The 23,082-nt window shown below is 59.7% G+C and carries 22 protein-coding genes; 9 read left to right on the forward strand and 13 right to left on the reverse strand.

All coding sequences use genetic code 11. From position 1 onward, the window contains the following. Positions 1 to 44: 44 nt before the first annotated feature. The gene (locus tag DK870_RS00765; RefSeq protein WP_161547667.1) at positions 45 to 824 is read right to left on the reverse strand and encodes an EAL domain-containing protein; all 780 of its coding nucleotides are present in this window, start codon (positions 822 to 824) and stop codon (positions 45 to 47) included. A gap of 116 nt (positions 825 to 940) precedes the next feature. Between DK870_RS00765 and DK870_RS00770 the strand changes: the two genes are divergently transcribed. From DK870_RS00770 to DK870_RS00780, 3 genes are all read left to right on the forward strand, one after another. Further along, the gene (locus DK870_RS00770) at positions 941 to 1,348 is read left to right on the forward strand and encodes an RNA-binding S4 domain-containing protein (RefSeq protein WP_060754663.1); all 408 of its coding nucleotides are present in this window, start codon (positions 941 to 943) and stop codon (positions 1,346 to 1,348) included. Positions 1,349 to 1,455: 107 nt separating this feature from the next. Next, positions 1,456 to 2,358 carry an Hsp33 family molecular chaperone HslO gene (hslO, locus tag DK870_RS00775; protein ID WP_161547668.1) on the forward strand — a complete coding sequence of 301 codons (903 nt, stop codon included), beginning with the start codon at positions 1,456 to 1,458 and terminating at the stop codon, positions 2,356 to 2,358. A 179-nt stretch (positions 2,359 to 2,537) separates the two neighbouring features. Beyond that, a complete protein-coding gene (locus DK870_RS00780) occupies positions 2,538 to 4,079 on the forward strand; it encodes a phosphoenolpyruvate carboxykinase (protein WP_060754661.1) in 1,542 nt (513 codons plus the stop codon). Between the two features lie 104 nt (positions 4,080 to 4,183). Here DK870_RS00780 and DK870_RS00785 read toward each other — a convergent pair whose 3' ends face one another. Both DK870_RS00785 and DK870_RS00790 read right to left on the reverse strand, forming a co-directional pair. Next, positions 4,184 to 5,041 (reverse strand): DMT family transporter, encoded by an 858-nt coding sequence (locus tag DK870_RS00785; RefSeq protein ID WP_256679789.1) that lies wholly within the window; start codon positions 5,039 to 5,041, stop codon positions 4,184 to 4,186. A 16-nt stretch (positions 5,042 to 5,057) separates the two neighbouring features. Continuing rightward, on the reverse strand, positions 5,058 to 5,414 hold the full coding sequence (locus DK870_RS00790) for a DUF1493 family protein (protein WP_104995235.1): 357 nt from the start codon (positions 5,412 to 5,414) through the stop codon (positions 5,058 to 5,060). Between the two features lie 583 nt (positions 5,415 to 5,997). On the opposite strand from DK870_RS00790, the gene DK870_RS00795 reads away from it, so the two are divergent. The 3 genes from DK870_RS00795 to DK870_RS00805 all read left to right on the forward strand — a co-directional run bounded on the left by DK870_RS00795 (position 5,998) and on the right by DK870_RS00805 (position 9,792). Then, complete coding sequence (locus DK870_RS00795) at positions 5,998 to 7,173, forward strand: tetratricopeptide repeat protein (RefSeq protein WP_060754658.1); 1,176 nt, start codon at positions 5,998 to 6,000, stop codon at positions 7,171 to 7,173. 227 nt (positions 7,174 to 7,400) lie between these two features. Further along, complete coding sequence (locus tag DK870_RS00800; protein ID WP_161547669.1) at positions 7,401 to 9,338, forward strand: ATP-dependent DNA helicase RecQ; 1,938 nt, start codon at positions 7,401 to 7,403, stop codon at positions 9,336 to 9,338. 22 nt (positions 9,339 to 9,360) lie between these two features. After that, positions 9,361 to 9,792, forward strand: coding sequence for a thioesterase family protein (locus DK870_RS00805; protein WP_104995237.1), 432 nt, complete (start codon positions 9,361 to 9,363; stop codon positions 9,790 to 9,792). 40 nt (positions 9,793 to 9,832) lie between these two features. Here DK870_RS00805 and DK870_RS00810 read toward each other — a convergent pair whose 3' ends face one another. Both DK870_RS00810 and DK870_RS00815 read right to left on the reverse strand, forming a co-directional pair. Further along, complete coding sequence (locus DK870_RS00810) at positions 9,833 to 10,315, reverse strand: glycine zipper domain-containing protein (protein ID WP_060754655.1); 483 nt, start codon at positions 10,313 to 10,315, stop codon at positions 9,833 to 9,835. A 200-nt stretch (positions 10,316 to 10,515) separates the two neighbouring features. Continuing rightward, on the reverse strand, positions 10,516 to 12,864 hold the full coding sequence (locus tag DK870_RS00815; protein WP_161547670.1) for an FdhF/YdeP family oxidoreductase: 2,349 nt from the start codon (positions 12,862 to 12,864) through the stop codon (positions 10,516 to 10,518). Positions 12,865 to 13,094: 230 nt separating this feature from the next. Here DK870_RS00815 and lysM point away from each other — a divergent pair, with 230 nt between their 5' ends. Next, positions 13,095 to 13,535, forward strand: a complete 441-nt coding sequence (gene lysM, locus DK870_RS00820) for a peptidoglycan-binding protein LysM (protein WP_060754653.1) — start codon at positions 13,095 to 13,097, stop codon at positions 13,533 to 13,535. Between the two features lie 47 nt (positions 13,536 to 13,582). Here the strand turns inward: lysM and yrfG are convergent, their stop codons facing one another. Continuing rightward, the gene (gene yrfG / locus DK870_RS00825; protein WP_090367477.1) at positions 13,583 to 14,245 is read right to left on the reverse strand and encodes a GMP/IMP nucleotidase; all 663 of its coding nucleotides are present in this window, start codon (positions 14,243 to 14,245) and stop codon (positions 13,583 to 13,585) included. Between the two features lie 87 nt (positions 14,246 to 14,332). On the opposite strand from yrfG, the gene nudE reads away from it, so the two are divergent. Continuing rightward, positions 14,333 to 14,899 carry an ADP compounds hydrolase NudE gene (gene nudE / locus DK870_RS00830; protein WP_161547671.1) on the forward strand — a complete coding sequence of 189 codons (567 nt, stop codon included), beginning with the start codon at positions 14,333 to 14,335 and terminating at the stop codon, positions 14,897 to 14,899. Continuing rightward, positions 14,896 to 15,732 (forward strand): 3'(2'),5'-bisphosphate nucleotidase CysQ, encoded by an 837-nt coding sequence (gene cysQ / locus DK870_RS00835; protein WP_060754650.1) that lies wholly within the window; start codon positions 14,896 to 14,898, stop codon positions 15,730 to 15,732. The genes nudE and cysQ overlap by 4 nt, the downstream gene beginning before the upstream one ends. Positions 15,733 to 15,856: 124 nt before the next feature. On the opposite strand, the gene DK870_RS00840 is transcribed toward cysQ, so the two are convergent. Genes DK870_RS00840 through rfbB form a run of 7 tightly spaced genes read right to left on the reverse strand, consistent with a single transcriptional unit; the run spans position 15,857 to position 22,931 of the window. Then, complete coding sequence (locus DK870_RS00840; protein ID WP_104995241.1) at positions 15,857 to 16,312, reverse strand: YiiD C-terminal domain-containing protein; 456 nt, start codon at positions 16,310 to 16,312, stop codon at positions 15,857 to 15,859. 23 nt (positions 16,313 to 16,335) lie between these two features. Next, positions 16,336 to 17,712 (reverse strand): sigma-54 dependent transcriptional regulator, encoded by a 1,377-nt coding sequence (locus DK870_RS00845; protein WP_090367471.1) that lies wholly within the window; start codon positions 17,710 to 17,712, stop codon positions 16,336 to 16,338. Further along, on the reverse strand, positions 17,709 to 19,517 hold the full coding sequence (locus DK870_RS00850) for an ATP-binding protein (protein WP_060754647.1): 1,809 nt from the start codon (positions 19,515 to 19,517) through the stop codon (positions 17,709 to 17,711). Before DK870_RS00850 ends, DK870_RS00845 begins: the two co-directional genes overlap by 4 nt. Positions 19,518 to 19,553: 36 nt before the next feature. Next, positions 19,554 to 20,435, reverse strand: coding sequence for a dTDP-4-dehydrorhamnose reductase (rfbD, locus tag DK870_RS00855; protein ID WP_244701534.1), 882 nt, complete (start codon positions 20,433 to 20,435; stop codon positions 19,554 to 19,556). Next, positions 20,432 to 20,977, reverse strand: coding sequence for a dTDP-4-dehydrorhamnose 3,5-epimerase (rfbC, locus tag DK870_RS00860; RefSeq protein WP_090367467.1), 546 nt, complete (start codon positions 20,975 to 20,977; stop codon positions 20,432 to 20,434). Before rfbC ends, rfbD begins: the two co-directional genes overlap by 4 nt. Further along, positions 20,974 to 21,852 carry a glucose-1-phosphate thymidylyltransferase RfbA gene (rfbA, locus tag DK870_RS00865; protein ID WP_161547672.1) on the reverse strand — a complete coding sequence of 293 codons (879 nt, stop codon included), beginning with the start codon at positions 21,850 to 21,852 and terminating at the stop codon, positions 20,974 to 20,976. Before rfbA ends, rfbC begins: the two co-directional genes overlap by 4 nt. Continuing rightward, positions 21,849 to 22,931, reverse strand: a complete 1,083-nt coding sequence (rfbB, locus tag DK870_RS00870) for a dTDP-glucose 4,6-dehydratase (protein ID WP_090367463.1) — start codon at positions 22,929 to 22,931, stop codon at positions 21,849 to 21,851. The genes rfbA and rfbB overlap by 4 nt, the downstream gene beginning before the upstream one ends. Between the last annotated feature and the right edge of the window lie 151 nt (positions 22,932 to 23,082).

The following is a 23,082-nucleotide window of genomic DNA, read 5'->3' on the forward strand; positions in this document are numbered from 1 at the left end:
CCACAACGGTCAAATGGTCAAATGTCTTCAATATAGGTAACCGGTCAATTCGCCCAGGCGTGAGGGGAAACCTCGGCCAGGGCTTTGAATGCAGGCTTGGCGAACCAGAAGCCTTGCATCAGAAATATTCCGCAGTCGGACAGGAAGTCGCGCTCGCCGGCACTTTCAATGCCTTCGGCGATGACGGTAACGCCCAACTGCTCACAAATTGTGACAATCCCCTGGACGATCACCTGACGGACACGGTCCTGATCGACATCGCGGATCAGCGCCATGTCGAGTTTGATCAAGTCAGGTTGGAAATCGGCCAGCAGATTCAGCCCCGAATAGCCCGCGCCGAAATCGTCGATGGCGGTCTTGAAACCGAATTCGCGATATTCACGCAGAATATTCGTCAAATGGCGATAGTTATCTACATGCTCGTTTTCAAGTGTCTCGAAAATCAGCTGGTCGAGCGGGAAGTTATGTGCCCGAGCCGCCTCTAGAGTGCTGCGGATACACAGCTCTGGCCGATAGACGGCATTGGGCATGAAGTTGATGGACAGGTGGGTTTGCATCCCCAATGCCGCTGCGCCGGCGATCGCCTGGGTGCGGCAACGCTGGTCGAAGCGGTAACGGTTGCTCTCGTTGACTTGCGCCAGTATCGATAGCGCCCCTTCGCCATTGACCCCCCGTACCAGGGCCTCGTTGGCGAAAATGGAATGATCGCGAAGGTCTACGATAGGCTGGTAGGCGAAAGCGAAGTCGAAACCCAGCGGCTCGCTTTGCTGGCAGCCCACGCAGCGTTGGCCAGGCGAGGTGAGTGAAACGGGGAAGTCGGTCACGGCGTATCCTCGCGAAAACAGGGTGCTACCTGGCGTATCTTAGGTGAGCCTTGGGGTTTATGCGTCGAAGGGGTTCAACGGTTAAGTTGCGACATTTTTCAGCGAGAGGAATTCAAGTGGCTCAGAAGCAGGAAGAGGACGAAAAAGTCCGTTTGGACAAGTGGCTATGGGCCGCACGTTTTTACAAGACCCGTGCCTTGGCCAAGGCAGCCATCGAGAGTGGCAAGGTGCATCACCGGGGCGAGCGCTGCAAACCGGGCAAGGAACCGCGCGTAGGGGATGAGTTCCAGATTCGTACCGGCTTTGATGAAAAGACCATTGTGGTTCAGGCTCTGTCGATTGTACGACGTGGCGCTCCCGAGGCTCAGACGCTGTATGCCGAGACTGATGCGAGTATCGCCAAGCGTGAGCATGCAGCAGCCATGCGCAAGGCGGGGGCTCTGGGGGTCAGTACCGATGGGAAACCGAGCAAGAAGCAACGCCGCGATCTGTTCAAGTTCCGTGGCAGTGGCGGTGACGAATAAAGTCGCCGGTAATCGCTTGGGGCTTCACTTGGCTTGGAACAAAACCGGATTGTTCATAAACTGCGTCATCTTCGCGTCAATATTATTCAACTCAGATACCCAGACCTATGACTGATCTACCGGATACCGACTTCACCCAACGCTTTATCTTCGACGAGACCGACGCCCGCGGCGAACTGGTCTCGTTGGAGCGCAGCTATGCCGAAGTCCTCGCCAAGCACCCCTATCCGGAGCCGGTCGCGCAACTGCTCGGCGAGCTGATGGCGGCGGCGGCGCTGCTGGTGGGTACGATGAAATTCGACGGTTTGCTGATCCTGCAAGCGCGTTCCGAAGGGCCGATTCCGCTGCTGATGATCGAGTGCTCTAGCGAGCGCGACATCCGTGGCCTGGCCCGCTACGACGCTGACCGGATTGCCGCGGACGCGTGCCTGGCCGACCTGATGCCCAATGGTGTATTGGCGCTCACCGTTGACCCGACCGAGGGCCAGCGCTATCAGGGGATTGTCGACCTTGACGGCGAAACCCTGTCGGACTGCTTCACCAACTACTTCGTGATGTCCCAACAAGTCGGTACGCGTTTCTGGCTTAAAGCCGACGGCAAGCGTGCCCGTGGCCTGTTGCTGCAACAACTGCCGGCCGATCGCATCAAGGACGACGACGAGCGTGCCGAAAGCTGGCGCAACCTCACCGCACTGGCCGGCACCCTGACCACCGAGGAGTTGCTGGCGCTGGACAACGAAACCATCCTGCACCGCCTTTATCACGAAGAAGCTGTGCGGCTGTTCGATGCCCAAAGCCTGCGCTTCCATTGCAGTTGCTCGCGCGAGCGCTCGGCCAATGCTCTGGTCAGCCTGGGCCTTGAAGATGCACAGAGTCTGGTGGTGGAACACGGCGGCCATATTGAAATCGACTGCCAGTTCTGCAACCAGCGCTACCTGTTCGATGCCGCTGATGTAGTCCAGTTATTCGCCGGCGCAGGCATCGACACCCCTTCCGACACCCGCCACTAAAACGTTTAAGCACAGGTAAATCACCTGACAAACGCCGGATTAGCGCAGTTCTGACGGGAGGGCCCTACTCTTTTTGGGCTTTTCTGGCATAATCCGGCCCACTTTTTTCGCGGTAGTAGTGCGCAACTTTCTACTACAAAACGTTTGGAGCACTCGGCTACAGGCCGACGGGGAACCTCATGACGCAAGCCAATAACGCTGTATACACCGATCTGAGTGTTGATGATCTGGTCAAAGAAGCCCTGCAGCGCGGTGAAGGCGTGCTTGCCGATACTGGCGCGCTGGTCGTAGAAACCGGTCACCGTACCGGCCGTTCGCCAGTCGATCGTTTCATCGTTGAAGAGCCTTCCACCCAGGACGCCATCGCCTGGGGCCCGATCAACCGCAAGTTCCCGGCCGACAAGTTCGACGCCCTGTGGGCGCGTGTCGAAGCCTTCAACAATGCGCAAGAGCATTTCGTTTCCCACGTTCACGTCGGTGCTGCGCACGATCACTACCTGCCCGTGAAAATGACCACCCAGACTGCCTGGCAGAACCTGTTCGGTCGTTGCCTGTTCATCAACCCGGCCCAGTACAACCCGGCCGGTCGTGAAGAGTGGCAGGTGCTTAACGTAGCCAACTTCGAGTGCGTGCCAGAGCGTGACGGCACCAACTCCGACGGTTGCGTGATCCTCAACTTCGCACAGAAAAAAGTGCTGATCGCCGGCATGCGTTACGCCGGTGAAATGAAGAAAGCCATGTTCTCGGTGCAGAACTTCCTGCTGCCGGCCGCCGACGTACTGCCGATGCACTGCGCCGCCAACATCGGCGAAGCCGGCGACGTGACCCTGTTCTTCGGTCTGTCGGGCACCGGTAAAACCACCCTGTCCGCCGACGAAAGCCGTTACCTGATCGGTGACGACGAACACGGTTGGGGCGAAGGCGTGGTGTTCAACATCGAAGGCGGTTGCTATGCCAAGTGCATCGACTTGTCCGAGAAGAACGAGCCGGTAATCTGGAAAGCCATCAAGCACGGTGCCGTGCTCGAAAACGTCGTGATCGACGACGCCAAGCACGCCGACTATGCCGATGTCAGCCTGACCCAGAACAGCCGCGCCGCCTACCCGCTGGAACACGTTGCCAAGCGTTCCGAGAAGAACCTGGGCGGCGAGCCAAACGCTGTGATCTTCCTGACCTGCGACCTGACCGGCGTGCTGCCGCCAGTGTCCATCCTCAGCGAAGAGCAAGCGGCCTACCACTTCCTGTCCGGCTACACCGCTCTGGTGGGCTCGACCGAAATGGGTTCCGGCAGCGGCATCAAGTCGACCTTCTCCACCTGCTTCGGCGCGCCGTTCTTCCCACGCCCGGCCGGTGAATACGCAGAACTGCTGATCAAGCGCATCCGTGGCTTCGGCTCCAAGGTCTACCTGGTCAACACCGGCTGGACCGGTGGTGGCTATGGCGTCGGCAAGCGCTTCAACATCCCGACCACTCGCGGCGTCATCGCAGCGATCCAGAGCGGCGCGTTGATTGGTGCGCAAACCGAGCACCTCGACACCATCAACCTCGACGTGCCACTGGCCGTACCGGGCGTTGAAACCGGCCTGTTGAACCCACGTAACACCTGGGCCGACAAAGCTGCATACGACGAAGCGGCGAAGGCACTGGCCGGCCTGTTCATCGAGAACTTCAAGAAGTTTGAAGTGAGCGATGCGATCAAGGCCGCGGGTCCCAAGTTGTAAGGTTCGAACGTTGTAAAAAAGCCGCCCCCTAGTGGGCGGCTTTTTTATTTTTGAAGTTTTGGGGCTTCTTCGATCAGAGACCTTCAATCTCTTGCTGCCTGGATCTATAGGTGCAAGATAATCGCCCCGACCAGCACTAACGCAACCCCTGACACCTGCACCGCCGACAGCCGTTCCTTGAAGAACACAAACCCCAGAATCGCTGCAATCCCGCCCGACAAAGTACTGATCACCGTCACCACTGACACCGACCCCGCCATCGCTCCCCACGAAAACGCCGAGAAACCGCCCAGGTTCATCAAACTCGCCCCGGTCAATGTCGCGCAGTTTTTTAGCGGCGGGATTTTCAAACCGTCCTTGATGTTAAGCACCATAACCACCAGCACGCACAGACCCACCAGGTAGCCGAGCCACAGCATAATGATTGGCCCCAGCACCGGCAGTGTGTAGCGGCCTTGCAGCCAGAAACTAGTGCCATACAGCAACGCGGCGAGCATGGCGTAGGCGATGGAAAGGCGTGGGTTGTTGTGGGGGAGGTCGTTGTCCTTGTGGATGCTGGAGAGCATCACGCCGACCACGCACAAGGCGATGCAGCCCAGTTGCGTCAGGCTGATGTGCTCACCGCTGGCCCAAGACAGCAAGGTGGTCACTACGCCGTAGGACGTCACCAGCGGCGCGACGATGGCCGCTTTGCCGAGGGCGAAGGCCTTGGACAGCGCAAGGGCCCCGGAGACAGTGAGCAGGGCGGCGGCGATGCCCAGGAGCCAGATGCTCAGCGGGGCATCCAGGGATTTGAACAAGAGGCTGGGGAGAATGACCAAAAACAGCGTCATGATCAGGAAACCCAGGGCTTGGCCGAAATAGACGGCGCGTTTAACGCCCACGGCTCGGGCGTTGAGACCCACGAGAAAATCCGTGCCGCCCCAGAGCAGAGCTGCCAGCAGGCCCATTATTACGTCCATGTAAGGTCCTTGTGTTTCAGCTCAGGTTTTCCAGCGTCTGCGTGTCCCAGCTTTGGGTCTTGATAGCCAGGTACAGCATACCGATCGTCAGCGGCACTTTGTCACCTCGTCCCTTGGCTCGACGTTTGAGAAACACATCAAACACCGGCGGGTTGAAGTAACGATAAGTGTCGAAGTCGCCCAGGTCGAGCGCGAATTCCTGTTCCAGTGCTTCCATCAGTAGTTTGGCTTCTCCACCGTCGCAACCCAGGTCGAGGTTGATCGAGGTTTCCAGGCGAAGGGTCTTGTGTTCCGGCAGGCCGATTTCTTCGTGCAGCAGTTGCAGGAGATGCTGCATAACGACGTCTTCGGGGAAGTTGGGGGCGAGGTTCATTGGTAGGGGCACGCAGAAGTGGGTGAGGACAGGCGTTATGAGCCTGGCAAGAATAGAAACAGAGGAAATCGCTGAAGACAATGGCAACGTCGGGAAGACGAAATATCCAGGGCATTGCACACGGGCATCAAGGCTTGGCAGTGATTCAACAGGCAACACTGGTCTTTGTAGGAGCGAGCTTGCTCGCGAAAAACCAAAGGAGGCCGCGCGCCTTCTGGTTTACCGCGTCATCGTTGACGATTTTCGCGAGCAAGCTCGCTCCTACACAGGGTGTCGCTCTTAGATTTGCGATTGTGCGGGTTGCAGTTGAACGTGTTGCGCAGCTTCCAGCAGATCCGTGGCTGCGCGAATGCGTTGATGGGCGGCGGACTGTGAGCGGGTTGGCCAGCCGGAAACAGCACTCCGACACGTCCGAAGACGTCCCCTACACAGCCGCCATAGCACTGCGATACATCAGCGAGCAGGCGGGATAAAAACCACGTCACATTCTGTATAAAAAAAACGCAAGCAGTCTGAATTCAGCGTATGTTTCACCGCAAAATCTCGTAGGGCGATTCCGCCCACCACTTAAAGGGAGTTAAGCATGGGTTTGCTTCGTGTCGCCTCGGCGATGTCATTGTGTGCAGTGGCGTTTTCAATTCAAGCCGAGCAATTGCCGATTGAGGTGCTCAGTGCGGTGGTCAAGGACCAGAAGATTGCCGATGCCGAAGTGCTGTTGCAGCGTAATGGTGCGCAAAACGTCGTGGGCCGTACCAACGCCCAGGGCCAGGTGACACTGACCAGCGAGGCGGCCGACGATGCGTCCAACCTGCTGATCATCAAAAAAGCCGGCTACTCGAATCTGGTGGTGAAGTGTCCTTGCGCAGGGATGACCTACGCCATCAGCCCGGTCATGGAAAATCTCGACGGCCTGCGGGTCGTGCTGACCTGGGGCAAAACCCCGGAAGACCTCGACTCTCACATGATCTTCCCTGGTAACAATATCTTCTTCGGCAACCAGAAAGGCACCGACGCCGAACTGGATGTGGATGACACCGACAGCTACGGCCCGGAAACCATCACCCTGCAGAAAAAGCACTACGGCGAAAGTTATGTCTACGCCGTGCATGACTTCACCAATAGCGGCAATCCAGGCTCTCGCCAGCTGTCCAACAGTGAGGCCAAGGTGTTCGTGTACATGGGCCAATCCCTGGTACGCACCTACTACGTGCCGAAGAACCGTAGCGGTAACTTGTGGACGGTGTTCCGCATGACCGGTAGCGGTGATTTCCAGGACATCAACAATTTCAGTGGTGTGCAAGTCGATGCTCCGAACGTCCTCAACGAAGTCAAAGCGTTGCTGGATGACAGCGTTGCAGTGACCGCGGTGGCCGTCAGCTCTTCCGCACAAACCGATGCGAAGCGTCTGAACGTGCAGGGTGAAGCAGCCTACCAGGCAGGTAATCTGGACCAGGCCATCGAGCTGTTCCGTCAAGCCATCGAGTTGGATAACGGCTTCGGTAAAGCCTATGGCAACCTGGGCCTGGCGTATCAGAAGGCCGGTAACACCGCCGAGTCGATCTGGGCCAACCGCAAGGCTATCGCCCTGGCTACCGGTGCGAATGCTGCAACCGTGCGTGCAGGGGCCTACTACAACATTGCGCGCATCTACGAAGCTGCAGGGCAGTTCCCGGACGCCTTGCGTCACTACCAGTTAGCCAAGGAGCAGAAGGCCAACCCGGTGTATGACACGGCGATCGAGCGGGTACAGAACCGCTGATTCAGCCCCTGCTGTAGAACCAAGAATGTGGGGTGGGGCTTGCTCCCTCCCACATTTGGATCTGTATCTTTCCTGCCAGCACCTCGGATTATTCCCCCCCTTCGGCCCTGGGCCATCCCTGACCCCATGTATCATCCTGTCTCTTTTTACTTGCGACCTTTCTCGATTCGCTGAGATTCACAGGCTATGTTTTTGAGCCAACTCAGCAGTCAATGGAGTGACAGCCTATGCACGACACCCTCCAACAGGTCTTCGGTTATCCACAGTTCCGCCCGGGCCAGGAACAAACGGTCAGGGCCGTGCTGGCCGGCCGTTCGGCAGCCGCGATCTTCCCTACAGGGTCGGGCAAGTCCTTGTGTTACCAGCTATCGGCCGTGCTGCTTCCGCATCTGACGTTGGTGGTGTCACCTTTGTTGGCGTTGATGCAGGATCAATTGGGCTTTCTGCAGCGTCATGGGATTTCAGCCGGCAGTATCGACTCGGCCCAGAGCCGCGATGAGGCCAATGAGGTAATGGCCCGTGCCCGCTCGGGCGAGCTGAAAATCCTGATGATTTCCGTGGAGCGCTTGAAGAACGAGCGTTTTCGTAATTTCCTGCAAAGCGTGCAGATCTCTCTGCTGGTGGTGGACGAAGCGCACTGTATTTCGGAGTGGGGCCATAACTTCCGCCCGGACTATTTGAAGCTTCCAGACTACCAACGGCAGTTCAACATCCCACAGGCGCTGCTGCTGACGGCCACGGCCACGCCCAAGGTGATTGCCGACATGCAGGCCAAGTTCAGCATTGCACCGCAGGATGTGGTCGCCACTGGCTTCTACCGGCCCAACCTCAATCTGCTGGTGGAGCCGGTAAGCGGCCCCGACAAGCGTCGGCGTTTGGTCGAGTGGATGGGCGAGCGCGCCAACCAGCCGAGCATCGTCTATGTCACCCTGCAGAAGACCGCCGAGCAGATTGCCGAGCACCTGAATCGCAATGGCATCCAGGCTGAGGCCTACCATGCCGGTTTGCCCCACGATAAACGTGAGGGCATCCAGCAACGCTTCATGGGCGGACGCTCCAATTGCATCGTCGCCACCATCGCGTTTGGCATGGGCATCGACAAAAGTGATATCCGCAATGTGGTGCACTTCGACTTGCCCAAGTCCATTGAGAACTACAGTCAGGAAATCGGCCGTGCCGGGCGCGACGCTCAAGCCTCCGACTGCCTGGTACTGGCTAACCGCGACAGCCTCAACGTGCTGGAAAATTTCGTCTACGGTGATACACCCGAGCAAGAGGGCATTCTGCGTGTGCTGGAGGCATTGCAGGCGGCGCGGCCAGAGGGGCAATGGGAGTTTTTGCTGAGGTCATTGTCTGAGCACAGCAATATCCGCGAGTTGCCGCTCAAGACGTTGCTGGTGCAGTTGGAACTCAAGGGCGTGATTGCGCCGCGCTACGCGTTCTATGCTGAATACCGTTTCAAATACCTGGTCGAACCTGAGGCGTTGCTGGCAAGGTTTTCGGGGGAGCGACAACAGTTCGTCGCAGCGATCATCGAGGTGTGCAAGCGTGCGCGAACCTGGGCGACGGTGGATTTTGACGCGCTGTATCAGCAGCACAACGCCGAACGCAATCGAGTGGTGAAAGCCCTGGATTACTTTCAGGAGCAAGGCTTGATCGAACTCGAAAGCAAGCAGATGACCGAGGTCTACAGCCTGCTCGATACCGACTTTGATCCACAGGCCTTGAGCGCCGAGTTATACACAGGCTTCAAGCAGCACGAGGTTACCGAGGTGGCGCGGATTCACGCCATGCTGGATCTGTTCGCCACCGAACGCTGCCTGGGGCAGCGCCTGGCCGAATATTTTGGCGACGAAAACGCACCTCAACGTTGCGGGCACTGTTCGGTATGCCACGGCCGTGTGGCGCACCTTCCGCCACCGCCAAGCTTACCGCCCCTTGTGGATAAAAATTTCATGGAGCTGTGCGGGGATTTTATCCACAGGCATCATGCATTGACGGGCCAATTGCCCGGCTCCGAGCGGTTGACGCGGTTTCTCGGTGGTATCAGCGTGCCCTTGTTCAATTCATTGAAGGCGCGGGGTATCCCGGGGTTTGCTGCGCTGGAGGATTACCCTTACGCCGAAGTGCGCGAATGGGCCGAAGCCCATCTGAAGCACCTGTAAATTCACTTCACGAGACCCGCCCATGCCTGATTCAGTGCCAACACGTGCCGACTACCCACACTTGCAACCGATTATCACGCGTTGGCACGACAACGATGTGTACGGCCATGTGAACAACGTCACCTATTACAGCTTCTTCGACACCACGGTGAATACCTACCTGATCGAACAGGGAGGGTTGGATATTCATGACGGTGAAGTGGTGGGATTTGTGGTGAGTTCTGCGTGCGACTATTTCGCGTCGGTTGCCTTTCCCGAACGCATTGACGTCGGCTTGCGGGTGGGCAAGTTGGGCAATAGCTCAGTGCAGTATGAATTGGCGGTGTTCAAGGCGGGCGAGGAGGACGCCTGCGCGGCGGGGCGTTTTGTACATGTGTTCGTGGATCGAGGGTCGAACCAGCCGGTCACTATTCCGGCGATGTTGCGCGAGGCGTTGCAGCGTTTGGTGGTGTAGGCGCGCACGCCTACACCCAGGACGAAGGCTTCAGGCCTTATCAATCATCATAACGGTGGTGATGCTTGTTCTTGCGATGCCCATAAGCGTGACCGCGCCCGCGATGGTCATCACGGTCGTAGCGACGGTTGTCACGGCCACGGTAATGGCGGTCTTCGTCATCGCTCTTGTTGCCCATGTAGTTGCCCAGTGCGCCACCTGCGCCGCCGCCGGCTGCTGCGCCGATCAGGCTACCGGTGCTGCCGCCGACACTGCGGCCAACCACGTTGCCGCCTGCTGCGCCCAGTGCACCACCAATGGCGGCTTCGCCACGGCTGCGTTTGTCGGCGCCGACCGCACTGCCACCCGCGCCGCCCAATGCCGCACCGATGGTCGAACCGGTGTTGCCGCCTAGCTGCTGGCCAACAACTGAACCTAGAACCCCGCCCAATGCGCCGCCCACGCCTGCTTCGGCGGTGCCACCGGCCATGGCTGCGCCACTGACCAGGCCAAGGGACAACAAGAGAATCGAGGAGAACTTCATTAGGGAGACCTCAAGAGGATGACGGCGCGATCTTGGGGCTGTATCGATACTGTGACAATAGAAATCCGACCAGTAGCACGAGTTGTACACAATTCTATAACTTACTGTTTTTACTGGGGAACTTAAGTCTTTTTTGTGAGTCTTTAGCTACTTGGGAAAGGCCGCTTTTATGCAAAAGCGGCCTTTTTTGTGCCTGGAATTTACGCCGAGCGCGCCATGATCAGGCCGTCGTCACTCGCCGCCTCCAGGCAAATAGCCACGAACTTCGATGTCGGTGTATGGCTGCCATCCCCGGTGCTTTCCAGTGGCACCAGCGGGTTCACTTCCGGGTAGTAAGCGGCTGCCTGCCCTGCCGGAATATCAAATGCGAGCAAGGTGAAGCCCTTCACACGGCGCTCACGCCCGTCTTCCCACAGCGACACGATGTCGGCCTTCTGCCCGGGCTTGAAGCCCAGGCGGATGATGTCGGCTTCGTTGACAAAGAGCACGTCACGCTGGCCTTTCACCCCACGGTAGCGGTCATCCAGGCCGTAAATAGTGGTGTTGTACTGATCATGGGAACGCATTGACTGCATGATCAGGTCCGGCACGCGGCCGGTCGCATGGGTGCGCTCGTGAATCAGGTCTTCAGGCAGGATATTCGGACGGAAATTGGCGCGCCCCGAAGGGGTGTTCCAGCGACGCGCGCCGGCAGCGTTGCCCAGGTAGAAACCGCCCGGATGCTTGATGTTTTCGTTGAAGCCCTTGAAGCCCGGGATGGTGTCGGCGATCAGGTCGCGAATGCGTCCGTAGTCAGCCACCAGCCAGTTCCAATCCACCGGCTTGCTGCCCAGGGTAGCGGCGGCGATACCGGCCAGGATCGCAGGTTCGGATTTCATCAACTTCGACAAAGGTTGCAACTGGCCATTAGAGCCGTGAACCATGCTGAACGAGTCTTCCACGGTGACCGCTTGCGGGCCGTTGGCCTGGATGTCGATATCGGTACGGCCCAGGCATGGCAGGATCAGCGCATCCTTGCCGTGCATCAGGTGGCTGCGGTTGAGCTTGGTGCTGATCTGCACCGTCAGGTCGCAGTTGCGCAGGGCCTGGAAGGTACGCGGGCTGTCTGGCGTGGCTTGTGCGAAGTTGCCGCCCAGGCCGATAAACACTTTGGAACGGCCTTCGAGCATGGCGTGGATCGCTTCGACCACGTTGTGACCGTTGGTGCGTGGCACCTGGAACTGGAAGCGGCGCTCCAGCGCATCAAGGAAGGCCACCGGCGGGCGTTCGTTGATGCCCATGGTGCGGTCACCCTGCACGTTACTGTGGCCACGCACCGGGCACAGGCCGGCGCCTGGACGACCGATGTTGCCGCGCAGCAGCATCAGGTTGGCAATTTCCTGGATGGTGGGTACCGAGTGGCGGTGTTGGGTGATGCCCATCGCCCAGCACATGATCACGTTCTTGCCTGTGGCGTACATTCGCGCCGCTTGCTCGATTTCCACCAGGGTCAGGCCGGACTGCTTGACGATTTCATCCCAGGAGGTGTCGTCGATCTGGCCCAGGTAATCGAGCACGTTGGCGGTGTGGGCGTTGAGGAAATCGTGATCGAACACGGCTTCCTTACCTTCAGCCTGGGCCTGGCGCTCCCACAGCAGCAGGAACTTGGCCATGCCGCGAAGGATGGCCATGTCGCCGCCCAGTGCGGGGCGGAAATAGGCGGTGTTGGTCGGCTTATCGCCGTTGGTCAGCATTTCCAGCGGATGTTGCGGATGCTGGAAGCGCTCCAGGCCGCGCTCCTTGAGCGGGTTGATGCACACCACCTGAGCGCCACGCTTGACGGCTTCGCGCAGCGGTTCAAGCATGCGCGGGTGGTTGGTGCCGGGGTTCTGGCCCCAGACGAAAATCGCGTCGGCATGTTCGAAGTCATCGAAGGTCACGGTGCCTTTGCCCACGCCGACGCTCTGCGCCAAAGCCACGCCGCTGGCCTCGTGACACATGTTCGAACAATCCGGGAAGTTGTTGGTGCCGTAGGCGCGCACGAACAGCTGATACAGGTAGGCCGCTTCGTTGCTGGCACGGCCCGAGGTGTAGAACTCGGCCATGTCCGGACTGGGCAGTGCGTTGAGATGTTTGCCGATCAGCTCGAAGGCGGCTTCCCAACTGATGGGCTTGTAGCGGTCCGTCTCGGCGTCATAGCGCATCGGCTCGGTGAGGCGGCCTTGGTACTCCAGCCAATAGTCACTCTGTTCCAGCAACGCGCTGACACTGTGCTTGGCAAAGAAAGCCGCGTCGACACGGCGTTTGGTGGCTTCCCAGTTAACCGCCTTGGCGCCGTTCTCGCAGAACTTGACCATGCCGCTTTCCGGCGAATCGCCCCAGGCGCAGCCTGGGCAGTCAAAGCCGCCGTTCTGGTTGGTCTTGAGCATCATGCGCAGGTTTTTCAGCGCGTTGTCGCTGGTCAGCCAGGCTTGCGCCACGCTGATCAGTGCGCCCCAGCCACCGGCCGGGCCTTTATAGGGCTTGTAGCGCGGGGTAGGGGTTTGGTCGGCTTGGTGATGATTGCTCATGGCGGGTCTCCATCGCAGGGCTGTAAACCCGCGCGTACTACTCTGCGGCAGTGCTACCAGCGGATTGATCTAGGCTTAGACTAGGCGCGACAAAGGGTCGCGTCTAATTGCCAGTATTGATCTATTGATAGATGGCGTCGATCACGGGTCTTTGGTCGGCGTGGAACCCAAGTCTGTAGGACTGGTCTAGTCTTGGGCATCTGGAAACCAAATCCCAAGGAGAGCGCACTATGAGTATTCTCAGTTTTGTTAAGGAAGCAGGCGAAAAGCTGATCAATCTGCTGACGCCCGGTAATGCCAGCGCCAGTGATGAGCTGAAAAAGCATATCCAGGATGTCGGGCTGGGTAATCCGAACGTGCATGCCACCGTTGACGGTGACAAGGTCACGATTACCGGTGAAGTGGCCAGCCAGGAAGAGAAAGAAAAAATCATCCTGGCGGCAGGCAATATTGCCGGCGTAGCCAGTGTGGATGATCAAATCACTGTATCCGGGCCAGCTGTTGCGGCTGCCCGTTTCGTCGTAGTGAAAAAAGGTGACACCCTCAGCGCGATCTCGCTGGCGGTGTACGGTAATGCCAACCTGTACAACAAGATCTTTGAGGCCAACAAGCCATTGTTGTCGCATCCGGACAAGATCTACCCAGGGCAGACGCTGCGTATTCCTGAGTAACAGGCTGGGCCTGATGAGGGAGGGGGGCAACCCCCTCCCTCATTGCGTTAAAGGCCGGCAATCAGATCACGGTAGTCTCCGACGGCGGCAAACTCTGCGGTGTCCTTGGGGCCTTTTCGGCTGTCCGGTTCCCTCACTGCCAGCAAATGGCTCACCCCGAAATCCCGAGCGCTGCGCAGGATCGGCAAGGTGTCGTCGATAAACAGGCTGCGTGCCGGGTCGAAGCCGATGTCGGCGTGCAGGGCGTGCCAGAACTGCGGGTTTTCCTTGGCGAAGCCATAGTCGTGGGAACTGATCAAACGCTCGAAATACGGCGCCAGTTCAATGCGTTCCAACTTCAATGACAACGAATCACGATGAGCATTGGTGATCAGGATCACGCGCTTGCCGGCCTGTTTGATCGCCGCCAGAAAAGTGTCCGCATCCGGGCGCAAGGCGATCAGGTGGGCGGTTTCCAGCTTGAGCTCACGCACCGGAATGTTCAGCTCCGTGCTCCAGAAATCCAGGCAATACCATTGCAACTGTCCGGCGTTACGCTCGAACAGAGGCTGCAACTCCATCTCGGCCATGGCGCGGCTCACCCCATGCAGCTCGGCATAGCGCTGGGGCAGGTGCTCCATCCAGAAGTGGTTGTCGTAATGCAGGTCGAGCAAGGTGCCGTCCATGTCCAGCAAGACGGTGTCGATGGCGTGCCAGGGCAAAGAGGGCATGGGGCGGTCTCATGTAAGTAAAGATATCCGACACAGACAATCGGAAAAGCCACGGTATAGTAACCCGATCACGCCAAGGAGCCGCTTATGCGCCAGAAACCCACCGTTCTCGCCCGAGAAATAGTCGCCAGTAGCCGTTTGTTCCGCGTGGAGGAAGTGCAATTGCGCTTTTCCAATGGCGTTGAGCGCACCTACGAACGCCTGGTGGGGCGCGGTACCGGTTATGGGGCGGTGATGATTGTGGCGATGATTGATGCCGATCATGCGTTGCTGGTGGAAGAGTACTGCGGCGGTACCGATGAATATGAGTTGTCCCTTCCCAAGGGCTTGATCGAGCCCGGCGAAGACGTGCTGGCGGCGGCAAACCGCGAACTCAAGGAGGAAGCCGGCTATGGCGCGCGTCAACTGGAACACCTCACCGAACTCTCGCTGTCGCCTGGTTATATGAGCCAGAAAATCCAGGTGGTATTGGCCACCGATCTCTACGAAGAACGCCTGGAAGGCGATGAGCCAGAGCCGATGCGGGTGGACCGGGTCAACCTGCGCGAGCTGTCGAAGTTGGCGCAGAACGAGCAGTTCAGCGAAGGCCGTGCCCTGGCCGCGTTGTATCTGGTGCGAGACCTGTTGACCCAGCGTGGAGCGTTTATCGTATGAGCGAACTGTTTCTGGGCCATCCGTTTATAGCTCCTGTGATCGAGCTGGCCCGCCAGGCCGGTGAGGTCATCCTGCCTTACTGGCGGGCCGATGTTGCCGTCACCTCCAAGGCTGACGACTCCCCCGTGACGGCGGCGGACCTGGCCGCTCACCATCTGATTCTGGCCGGCCTGACCGCGCTGGACCCGAGTATTCCGGTGCTGTCCGAAGAGGACGCGAATATAGACCAGAGCGTACGTGCCGGCTGGCAGCGGTGGTGGCTGGTGGACCCGTTGGATGGCACCAAGGAATTTATCGGCGGCAGTGAAGAGTTCACCGTCAACATCGCGCTGGTTGAACAGGGCCGCGTGGTATTTGGCGTGGTCTCCATGCCGACCAGTGGTCGCTGTTATTTCGGTGGCGCGGGCCTGGGCGCCTGGCGTTCCGATGTAAACGAAGCGCCCAGGCAGATTCAGGTGCGCGAGGCACCAGCAGTCGGCGAACCCTTTACGGTGGTTGCCAGTCGTCGCCATACCAGCCCTGAGCAGGAGCGCCTGCTGGACGGTTTGAGCGCCGGGTTGGGCGAGCTGAAGCTGGCCAATATCGGCAGTTCGTTGAAGTTTTGCCTGTTGGCCGAGGGCAGCGCCGATTGTTACCCGCGGTTGGCGCCGACATCGCAATGGGACACCGCCGCTGCTCAAGGTGTGCTGGAAGGCGCAGGCGGTGAAGTGTTGGAGTTGAGTGGCGAGCCGTTCAGTTACCCGGCCCGGGAATCATTGCTGAATCCGTTTTTCCTGGCTCTGCCGGCCAAGGCAGCCTGGCGCGAGCGATTGCTGGCCCTGGCCCGCCGTTAAGATCCCACACGCCAAAATGTGGGAGGGGGCTTGCTCCCGATACCGGTGGGCCAGTCGACATATTCGTTAACTGACACAGCGCTATCGGGAGCAAGCCCACACATTCAGTTTTGCGTCGTAGCATCTAGCGGTGCAGGACGTACTGCCCAGTGAAGGCCACAGCGTGGTCTGCACTGCCCTCGTTCACAATCCACGTCTCCAGCATCAGGCGTGCACGGCCATAGCGCTTGTATGTCGCCAAGAAGCGCTTCCATACCTTCTCTTCGGGGGCAGGGCACACTACGGTGGCATCCCGTGTGACCGGCAGCGGATAACTGATCTGTCCTTCCTGGATGACGATGTGCCCATCCTCAACCCCTTCTTCACGCAGCTTCAAGTGCAACCAGCCCCAGCCGGCCAATACCGCGCCGCAGTAGAGACTGCCGCCAAACATGGTGCTCTTGTGGTTGATGTTGGCCTGCAACGGCAGATGCAGCGCCAATTGGCCCTGTTGCCAGTCGAGTACCTTGAGACCCATTTCCCGGGTGAGGGGGATGTCATGGTGCAGCACGGATTCCAGGTAACGGCTGTCGCGGTTCATGTGGGCCTCTTGGTGTGTGTGGATCATTCTTCGTCGGTACTCTGGTTGGCGAAGATCAAGCCGTGCTTGCGCAATTTGTCGTGCAGGGTTTTGCGCGGGATGCCGAGCGCCTCGGCGAGGCTGCGCACGGAGCTGTGGGGGCGAGTCAGTTCGGCGGCGATCAGGCTTTTTTCGAACTGTTCGACTTGTTCGCTCAAGCCGCCCGGTGTGGAGGTGAGCACGGCCGTGGAAGGGCTGTCCTGGGTGTTGTCCAAGGCCAGTTCCAGGCCCAAGGCGAAGCGCTCGGCTGCATTCTGCAGTTCGCGCACATTGCCCGGCCAGCTGTGGCGCAACAGCAGCGCACGCTGGCCCGGTTGCAACTCCTGCAATGGCAGGCCGTGGCGGCTGCCGGCTTCGTCCGCGAAGTGTTGGAACAGCATCAACGCATCTTCCCCTCGTTCACGCAGCGGCGGAATGCGCAACGGAGCGACGTTTAGCCGGTAATACAGGTCGGCACGGAAGCGCCCTTGGTCGGCGGCCTGGCGCAGATCTTCCTTGGTGGCGGCAATGATGCGGATATCGAGCGGGATCAGTTGGTTACCACCCAGACGCTCGACCACGCGCTCCTGCAGCAGGCGCAGCAGCTTGACCTGGACATCCAGGCTCATGCTTTCGATTTCATCGAGGAACAGTGTGCCGCCGTTGGCAAATTCGAACTTGCCGATACGGCGCTTCTGCGCGCCGGTAAAAGCACCGGGCTCGTGGCCGAACAGTTCGCTTTCCACCACCGATTCGGCCAGGGCGCCGGCGTTGATCGCGACGAACGGCCCGCTGCGCCGGCTCGACAAGTCATGCAGCGCACGCGCCACGACTTCCTTGCCGGCGCCGGTTTCACCGAGGATCAGTACGTCGGCCTTGGTCGCCGCCAGGGCACCGATCTGCTCGCGCAGGCGCAGCATTTGTGGCGAGTGCCCCACCAGGCGTGTGCTCAGTTGCTGGCGGTCGCTGAGGGCCAGGCGCAGGCTGCGGTTGTCCAGCACCAGGCGGCGCAGCGCCAGGGCGCGGCGCACGCTATCGAGCAGGGCGTCGCTGGCGAAGGGTTTTTCCAGAAAGTCGTAGGCCCCGGCACGCATGGCTTGCACCGCCAACGGCACGTCGCCGTGGCCGGTGATCAACAGCACCGGCAGGTCCGGGTCCTGGCCGTGCAGTTCGGCGAGCAGCTCCAGGCCGTCCATGCCGGGCATGCGGATGTCGCTGACCACTACCCCTGGCCAGTCCCGCGTCAGGCGCGCAGTGAGGCCGGTCGCTTCACCCAGCGTCAGGACAGCCAGTCCGGCCAGGTCCAGGGTCTGGCACAGGGCCTGACGCAGGTGTGGATCGTCGTCGATCAACACCACCTGAATCTGGTTATCGATACTCATACACTGCGGTCCTCGGACGGTTGCAGACTGACGCCCGGCGAACCGGCACGCAATTTCAAGGTTAACAACGCGCCGCCTTCCTTGTGGTTGGCAAATAGCAGTTCGCCGCCAAAGGCACGCATCAGGGTTTCGCAGATCGCCAGGCCCAACCCCAAGCCCTGGGTGCGGGTCTTGGTGGTGTAGAACGGTTCGCTGGCGCGGCCCAGGGCTTCCATGCAGAACCCGGGGCCGTTGTCGCGAATGTACAGGTTGACGCCCTGTTCAGTGGTTTGGGCACTCAACCAGAGTTTTCGCGGCGGGCCTTTTTCGGTGAGGGCGTCCAGGGCGTTGGCCAGCAGGTTGCCAAGCACTTGGCGCAAGCGGGTTTCCCCGGCTTGCACCCATAAGGTCGCCTCCGGCAGATCGCGGATCAGTTCGACTTCCATCGACCGCCGCCGCTTGGCCAGCAACGCCAGTGCATCATCCAGCGCCGGCTGCAGGGCCACGCTTTCCGGTGCATGGCGGTCGCGCCGGGCGAACGCACGCAGGTGCGCGATGATCGAGGCCATGCGCCCGGTCAGTTCGCTGATCAGCTTGAGGTTGCCCCGGGCGTCGTTGGTACGTTCATGGTCGAGCAGGATCTCGGCGTTTTCTGCATAACTGCGGATCGCTGCCAGGGGCTGATTCAGTTCGTGGCTGATGCTCGCCGACATGGTGCCCAGGGCTGACAGCTTGCCGGCTTGCACCAGGTCATCCTGGGCGCGCACCAGTTCCTGCTGGGCGTGCTCGCGTTCCAGTACTTCCTGTTTCAGACGCCGGTTAAGGCCCTCCAGATCGCTGGTACGCTCGGCCACGCGTGCTTCCAGCTCGCGGCGCGCCTTGGCTTCGAAGGCAATGCGCTCCAGGTAATGCCGCCGACGTTGCATCATCAGACCCAGCAACAGCATCAACACCAACAGCGTCGCGCCACCGACGGCGACCACCGTGCGCACCGGGCGATTGATCAGTGAGCGTGGCGCGAGAATCTCCACATTCCAGCCGGTTTCGGCGATGGCCGTGGATTGACGCAGCCATGCCGTGGCACTCAGCGCCAGCGGCTGTGGGTCGCGGGTGGGGTAAGGTTGGATCGCGATAATCGCCTCACGCTCTGCGGCGGTCAGTGGCCGGGTGGCACGAAACCGCCATTGCGGGCGCGAGGTCAGGATTACCACGCCATTGTGGTCGGTCACCAACAGCTGTTCCGGTGTATTGCCCCACAGGCTTTCGGTATGGTCCAAGTCGACCTTGACCACCAGTACGCCGATGATCTTTTCGCCATCGCGCACGGCGGCGGCAAAGAAGTAGCCGCGCTTGGCCGAAGTGGTGCCCAGGCCGAAAAAACGCCCCAGACGCCCAGCCATGGCCTCGCTGAAATACGGTCGGAACGAGAAGTTACGGCCGACGAAACTGTCTTGCTTGTCCCAGTTGGAAGCCGCCAGGGTTTTGCCGGAGGTATCCATCAGGTACATCACTTCCGCCCCGGCCTGGGCGGCGACGTCCTGGAGCAACTGGTTGGCGTTGGCCAGGTTGGTGCTCACCTGAGGCGCGTCCAGGGCCGTGCGCAGGGCGGGCAGGTCCCCCAGGATCTGCGGCAAGACTTCGTAGCGGTGCAGGGTGCCCAACAGGTTGGCCACGTACAGGTCGAGGGTTTGCCGGTTCTGACCCGCCAACTCGCTGCCGTAATAGCGCTCGGCCAAGTGTTCCAGCGGCCACAGCAGTGGGGCCAGGCATAACGCCAACAGGGCGAGGCTGCGCCAGCGAGGTCTTCGTGGAAGGGGTGGAGTCATGGAAGTCATGCGCCTGTGGGTACAGGCGCATTATGCCTAGTGCTGCCCTGCAAGACACTCGCGCAATGCGTCTTGCCAACGCGGCTGGCTGACCTGCCATTGTTGCTGCAGGCGGCTGCAATCCAGACGCGAGTTCAGCGGGCGCTGGGCGGGCGTCGGGTAAGCGCTGGACGGGATCGCTTCCAGCTCGGCGCAAGGCTTGCCTTGCGCACGCAGGTGTTCGCCAATCGCCTGGGCAAAGCCGAACCATGAGGTCTCGCCCTGGGCGGTCAGGTGATACACCCCCCATTCACCCGCTGCGCCAGCCAACCAGCGCTCGATCAGGGCGCGGGTACTCTCGGCGATGCTGCCGGCCCAGGTCGGCGCGCCGATCTGGTCAGCGACGATGCGCATGTGCGGTTTTTCTTGCAGCAGACGCTGCATGGTCAGCAGGAAATTCTTGCCGTGGCTCGAATACACCCAGCTGGTACGTAAAATCAGGTACTCCCCGCCCACCGCTGCAATCGCCTGCTCGCCCGAAAGCTTGCTCTGGCCATAGACGCCCAGCGGGTTTGGCGCGTCGTTTTCGGTATACGGCGCCGGCTTGGCGCCATCGAACACGTAGTCGGTCGAGTAGTGAATCAGTGGGATGCCCAGGGCCTTGGCTTCTTCGGCAAGGATGCCGGGCGCGGTTGCGTTGATGGCAAACGCTGCATCCGGTTCGCTTTCGGCCTGATCGACAGCGGTGTGAGCCGCAGCATTGATGATCAGGCCGGGGCGATGGGTGCGAACCTGTTGGCGGATCTGCTCGACGTTGGCCAGGTCGAGTTGGTCGCGGCCCAGTACGATGAGTTCGCCCAAGCCCAGGAGCCGCTGTTGCAGCTCCTGGGAGACTTGGCCGTGTTGCCCGGTGATCAAGATTTTCAGACGGGAGGTCACGAGAACACGTCCGCGTCTTTGAAACTCTTGCCGTTCTGGTCTTTGGCGGACAGGATCGGCGGGCCATCGAGTTGCCAGTCAATGTTGAGCGTGGGGTCGTTCCAACTGATGCAACGTTCGGCTGCCGGCGTGTAATAGTCGGTGGTTTTGTAGAGGAACTCGGCGTAATCACTGAGTACCACAAAACCATGGGCGAACCCCGGTGGAATCCACAGTTGGCGACTATTGCCGGCAGACAGGCGCACGCTGGCCCATTTGCCGAAGTTGGGCGAACTGCGGCGGATATCCACCGCCACGTCCAGAACCTCACCGGCTGTCACACGCACCAGTTTGCCCTGGGCGTGCTCGACCTGATAGTGCAGGCCCCGCAACACGCCCTTTTGCGAGCGTGAGTGGTTGTCCTGCACAAACTGCTGTTGCAACCCGGTGGCTTGTTCAAAATGCCGGGCGTTGAAACTTTCATAGAAAAAACCGCGATCATCGCCAAAAACCTTCGGTTCGATGATCAATACACCGGGCAATTCAGTCGCGGTTACATTCATTTAGTGTCCTCGTCGGCCAGTGAGTACAGGTATTGACCATAGCCGGTTTTTCCAAAGTATTTGGCGCGCTCCAGCAGATAGTCGCGGTCGATCCAGCCGTTCTGATAGGCGATCTCTTCCAGGCAAGCAACTTTCAGGCCCTGGCGATGCTCGATGGTCTGCACGTAGGTTGAAGCTTCCAGCAGGCTGTCATGGGTGCCAGTGTCGAGCCAGGCGAAGCCGCGGCCGAAACGTTCAACGTGGAGGTCACCTCGCTTGAGGTAGGCGTTGTTGACATCGGTGATTTCCAATTCGCCACGCGGCGAAGGCTTGACCGCCTTGGCAATCTGGATCACGTCGTTGTCGTAGAAATACAGCCCGGTCACGGCATAGCTCGACTTGGGCTTCGCCGGTTTCTCTTCGATGGACAGGGCACGGCCGTCCTTGTCGAAGTCGATCACGCCGAAACGCTCAGGATCCTTGACCCAATAGCCAAACACGGTGGCGCCGGACGGGCGTTGGGCCGCGGTGCGCAACTGCTCGCCGAAGTGCTGGCCGTGGAAAATGTTGTCGCCCAGGATCAGGCACACCGGGTCTTCACCGATGAATTCTTCACCAATAATGAAGGCTTGAGCCAGTCCGTCCGGAGACGGCTGTTCGGCATAGCTGAAGCGCACGCCGAACTGGCTGCCGTCACCCAGCAGGTTACGATACTGCGGCAAGTCCGTTGGTGTAGAAATCACCAGGATGTCCTTGATCCCCGCCAGCATCAGCACCGAGATCGGGTAGTAGATCATCGGCTTGTCGTAAACCGGCAACAGTTGCTTGGACACGCCCAGGGTGATGGGGTGCAAACGGGTGCCGGAACCGCCGGCCAATACAATACCCTTCATCATGCGATCAGATCCTTTGCGTCAGTGTTGCCGAGTCGTTCACCTTGATAACTGCCATCCTGGACCCTGCGGCACCATTCCAGGTTGTCGAGGTACCACTGCACGGTCTTGCGCAGACCGGTTTCGAAGGTTTCTTGCGGAACCCAGCCCAGCTCGCGTTCGATCTTGCTGGCATCGATCGCGTAGCGCTGATCGTGGCCTGGGCGATCCTTGACGAAGGTGATCAGGTCGGTGAATTTTTCCACGCCGGCCGGGCGTTGCGGCGCCAGTTCTTCGAGCAGGGCGCAGATGCCGCGCACCACATCGATGTTCTTCTGCTCATTGTGACCACCAATGTTGTAGGTCTCGCCGACTACGCCGGTGGTTACCACCTTGAGCAGGGCACGGGCGTGGTCTTCGACGAACAGCCAGTCGCGCACTTGCAAACCATCGCCATAGACCGGCAGTGGCTTGCCCGCGAGGGCGTTGAGGATGACCAGCGGGATCAGCTTCTCGGGGAAGTGGAACGGCCCGTAGTTGTTCGAGCAGTTGGTCAGCAACACCGGCAGGCCATAAGTGCGCTGCCAGGCGCGTACCAGGTGGTCGGAGGCTGCCTTGCTCGCGGAATAAGGTGAGCTGGGTGCGTAAGGCGTGGTTTCAGTGAAGAGATCGTCTACACCGTGCAGGTCGCCGTATACCTCATCCGTGGAGATGTGGTGAAAGCGGAACGCGCTTTTGGCCGGTTCTGCCAGCTTCTGCCAATAAGCCCGTGTGGCTTCCAGCAGGCTGTAGGTACCGACGATGTTGGTCTGGATAAAATCCGACGGACCGTCAATGGAGCGGTCGACATGGGACTCGGCCGCCAGGTGCATGATCGCCTGCGGCTCGAAGCGCGCCAGTACGGCACTGACGGTGGCCTGGTCGACGATGTCGGCCTGGACGAACTCATAGCGGCTGTTGGACGCGATGCTGGTCAGCGACTCAAGATTGCCGGCGTAGGTGAGTTTGTCCAGGTTAAGCACTTCGTGCTCAGTGTGTTCTATCAGGTGGCGAATCAGGGCGGAGCCAATAAATCCGGCACCGCCGGTGATGAGAATGCGCATGTCGAGGGCCTTTTCCTTAGACGGACACTGGGCGAAAGAAGCATAGCTTGAGTTGTGAGGCGGGCTGGTGCAAGCACGGCGAGCATGAGGGGTTGATTAACTGCCCATAACAATGGCGATATATACGCCTGAAAAAACAGAGGGCGTCACA

It is taken from the genome of Pseudomonas sp. Q1, assembly GCF_009935975.1.
Lineage (GTDB): Bacteria > Pseudomonadota > Gammaproteobacteria > Pseudomonadales > Pseudomonadaceae > Aquipseudomonas > Aquipseudomonas palleroniana.

Bases quoted from the DNA above. Each gene is read 5' to 3' on its own strand.
- DK870_RS00800 (WP_161547669.1), top strand. From the start codon at position 7,401: ATGCACGACACCCTCCAACAGGTCTTCGGTTATCCACAGTTCCGCCCG.
- hslO (WP_161547668.1), top strand. From the start codon at position 1,456: ATGACTGATCTACCGGATACCGACTTCACCCAACGCTTTATCTTCGAC.
- cysQ (WP_060754650.1), top strand. From the start codon at position 14,896: ATGAGCGAACTGTTTCTGGGCCATCCGTTTATAGCTCCTGTGATCGAG.
- DK870_RS00845 (WP_090367471.1), bottom strand. From the start codon at position 17,712: ATGAGTATCGATAACCAGATTCAGGTGGTGTTGATCGACGACGATCCA.
- yrfG (WP_090367477.1), bottom strand. From the start codon at position 14,245: ATGCCCTCTTTGCCCTGGCACGCCATCGACACCGTCTTGCTGGACATG.
- DK870_RS00795 (WP_060754658.1), top strand. From the start codon at position 5,998: ATGGGTTTGCTTCGTGTCGCCTCGGCGATGTCATTGTGTGCAGTGGCG.
- lysM (WP_060754653.1), top strand. From the start codon at position 13,095: ATGAGTATTCTCAGTTTTGTTAAGGAAGCAGGCGAAAAGCTGATCAAT.
- DK870_RS00810 (WP_060754655.1), bottom strand. From the start codon at position 10,315: ATGAAGTTCTCCTCGATTCTCTTGTTGTCCCTTGGCCTGGTCAGTGGC.
- DK870_RS00805 (WP_104995237.1), top strand. From the start codon at position 9,361: ATGCCTGATTCAGTGCCAACACGTGCCGACTACCCACACTTGCAACCG.
- rfbC (WP_090367467.1), bottom strand. From the start codon at position 20,977: ATGAATGTAACCGCGACTGAATTGCCCGGTGTATTGATCATCGAACCG.
- DK870_RS00785 (WP_256679789.1), bottom strand. From the start codon at position 5,041: ATGGACGTAATAATGGGCCTGCTGGCAGCTCTGCTCTGGGGCGGCACG.
- DK870_RS00815 (WP_161547670.1), bottom strand. From the start codon at position 12,864: ATGAGCAATCATCACCAAGCCGACCAAACCCCTACCCCGCGCTACAAG.
- DK870_RS00790 (WP_104995235.1), bottom strand. From the start codon at position 5,414: ATGAACCTCGCCCCCAACTTCCCCGAAGACGTCGTTATGCAGCATCTC.
- nudE (WP_161547671.1), top strand. From the start codon at position 14,333: ATGCGCCAGAAACCCACCGTTCTCGCCCGAGAAATAGTCGCCAGTAGC.
- DK870_RS00840 (WP_104995241.1), bottom strand. From the start codon at position 16,312: ATGAACCGCGACAGCCGTTACCTGGAATCCGTGCTGCACCATGACATC.
- rfbB (WP_090367463.1), bottom strand. From the start codon at position 22,931: ATGCGCATTCTCATCACCGGCGGTGCCGGATTTATTGGCTCCGCCCTG.
- DK870_RS00780 (WP_060754661.1), top strand. From the start codon at position 2,538: ATGACGCAAGCCAATAACGCTGTATACACCGATCTGAGTGTTGATGAT.
- rfbA (WP_161547672.1), bottom strand. From the start codon at position 21,852: ATGATGAAGGGTATTGTATTGGCCGGCGGTTCCGGCACCCGTTTGCAC.
- DK870_RS00850 (WP_060754647.1), bottom strand. From the start codon at position 19,517: ATGACTCCACCCCTTCCACGAAGACCTCGCTGGCGCAGCCTCGCCCTG.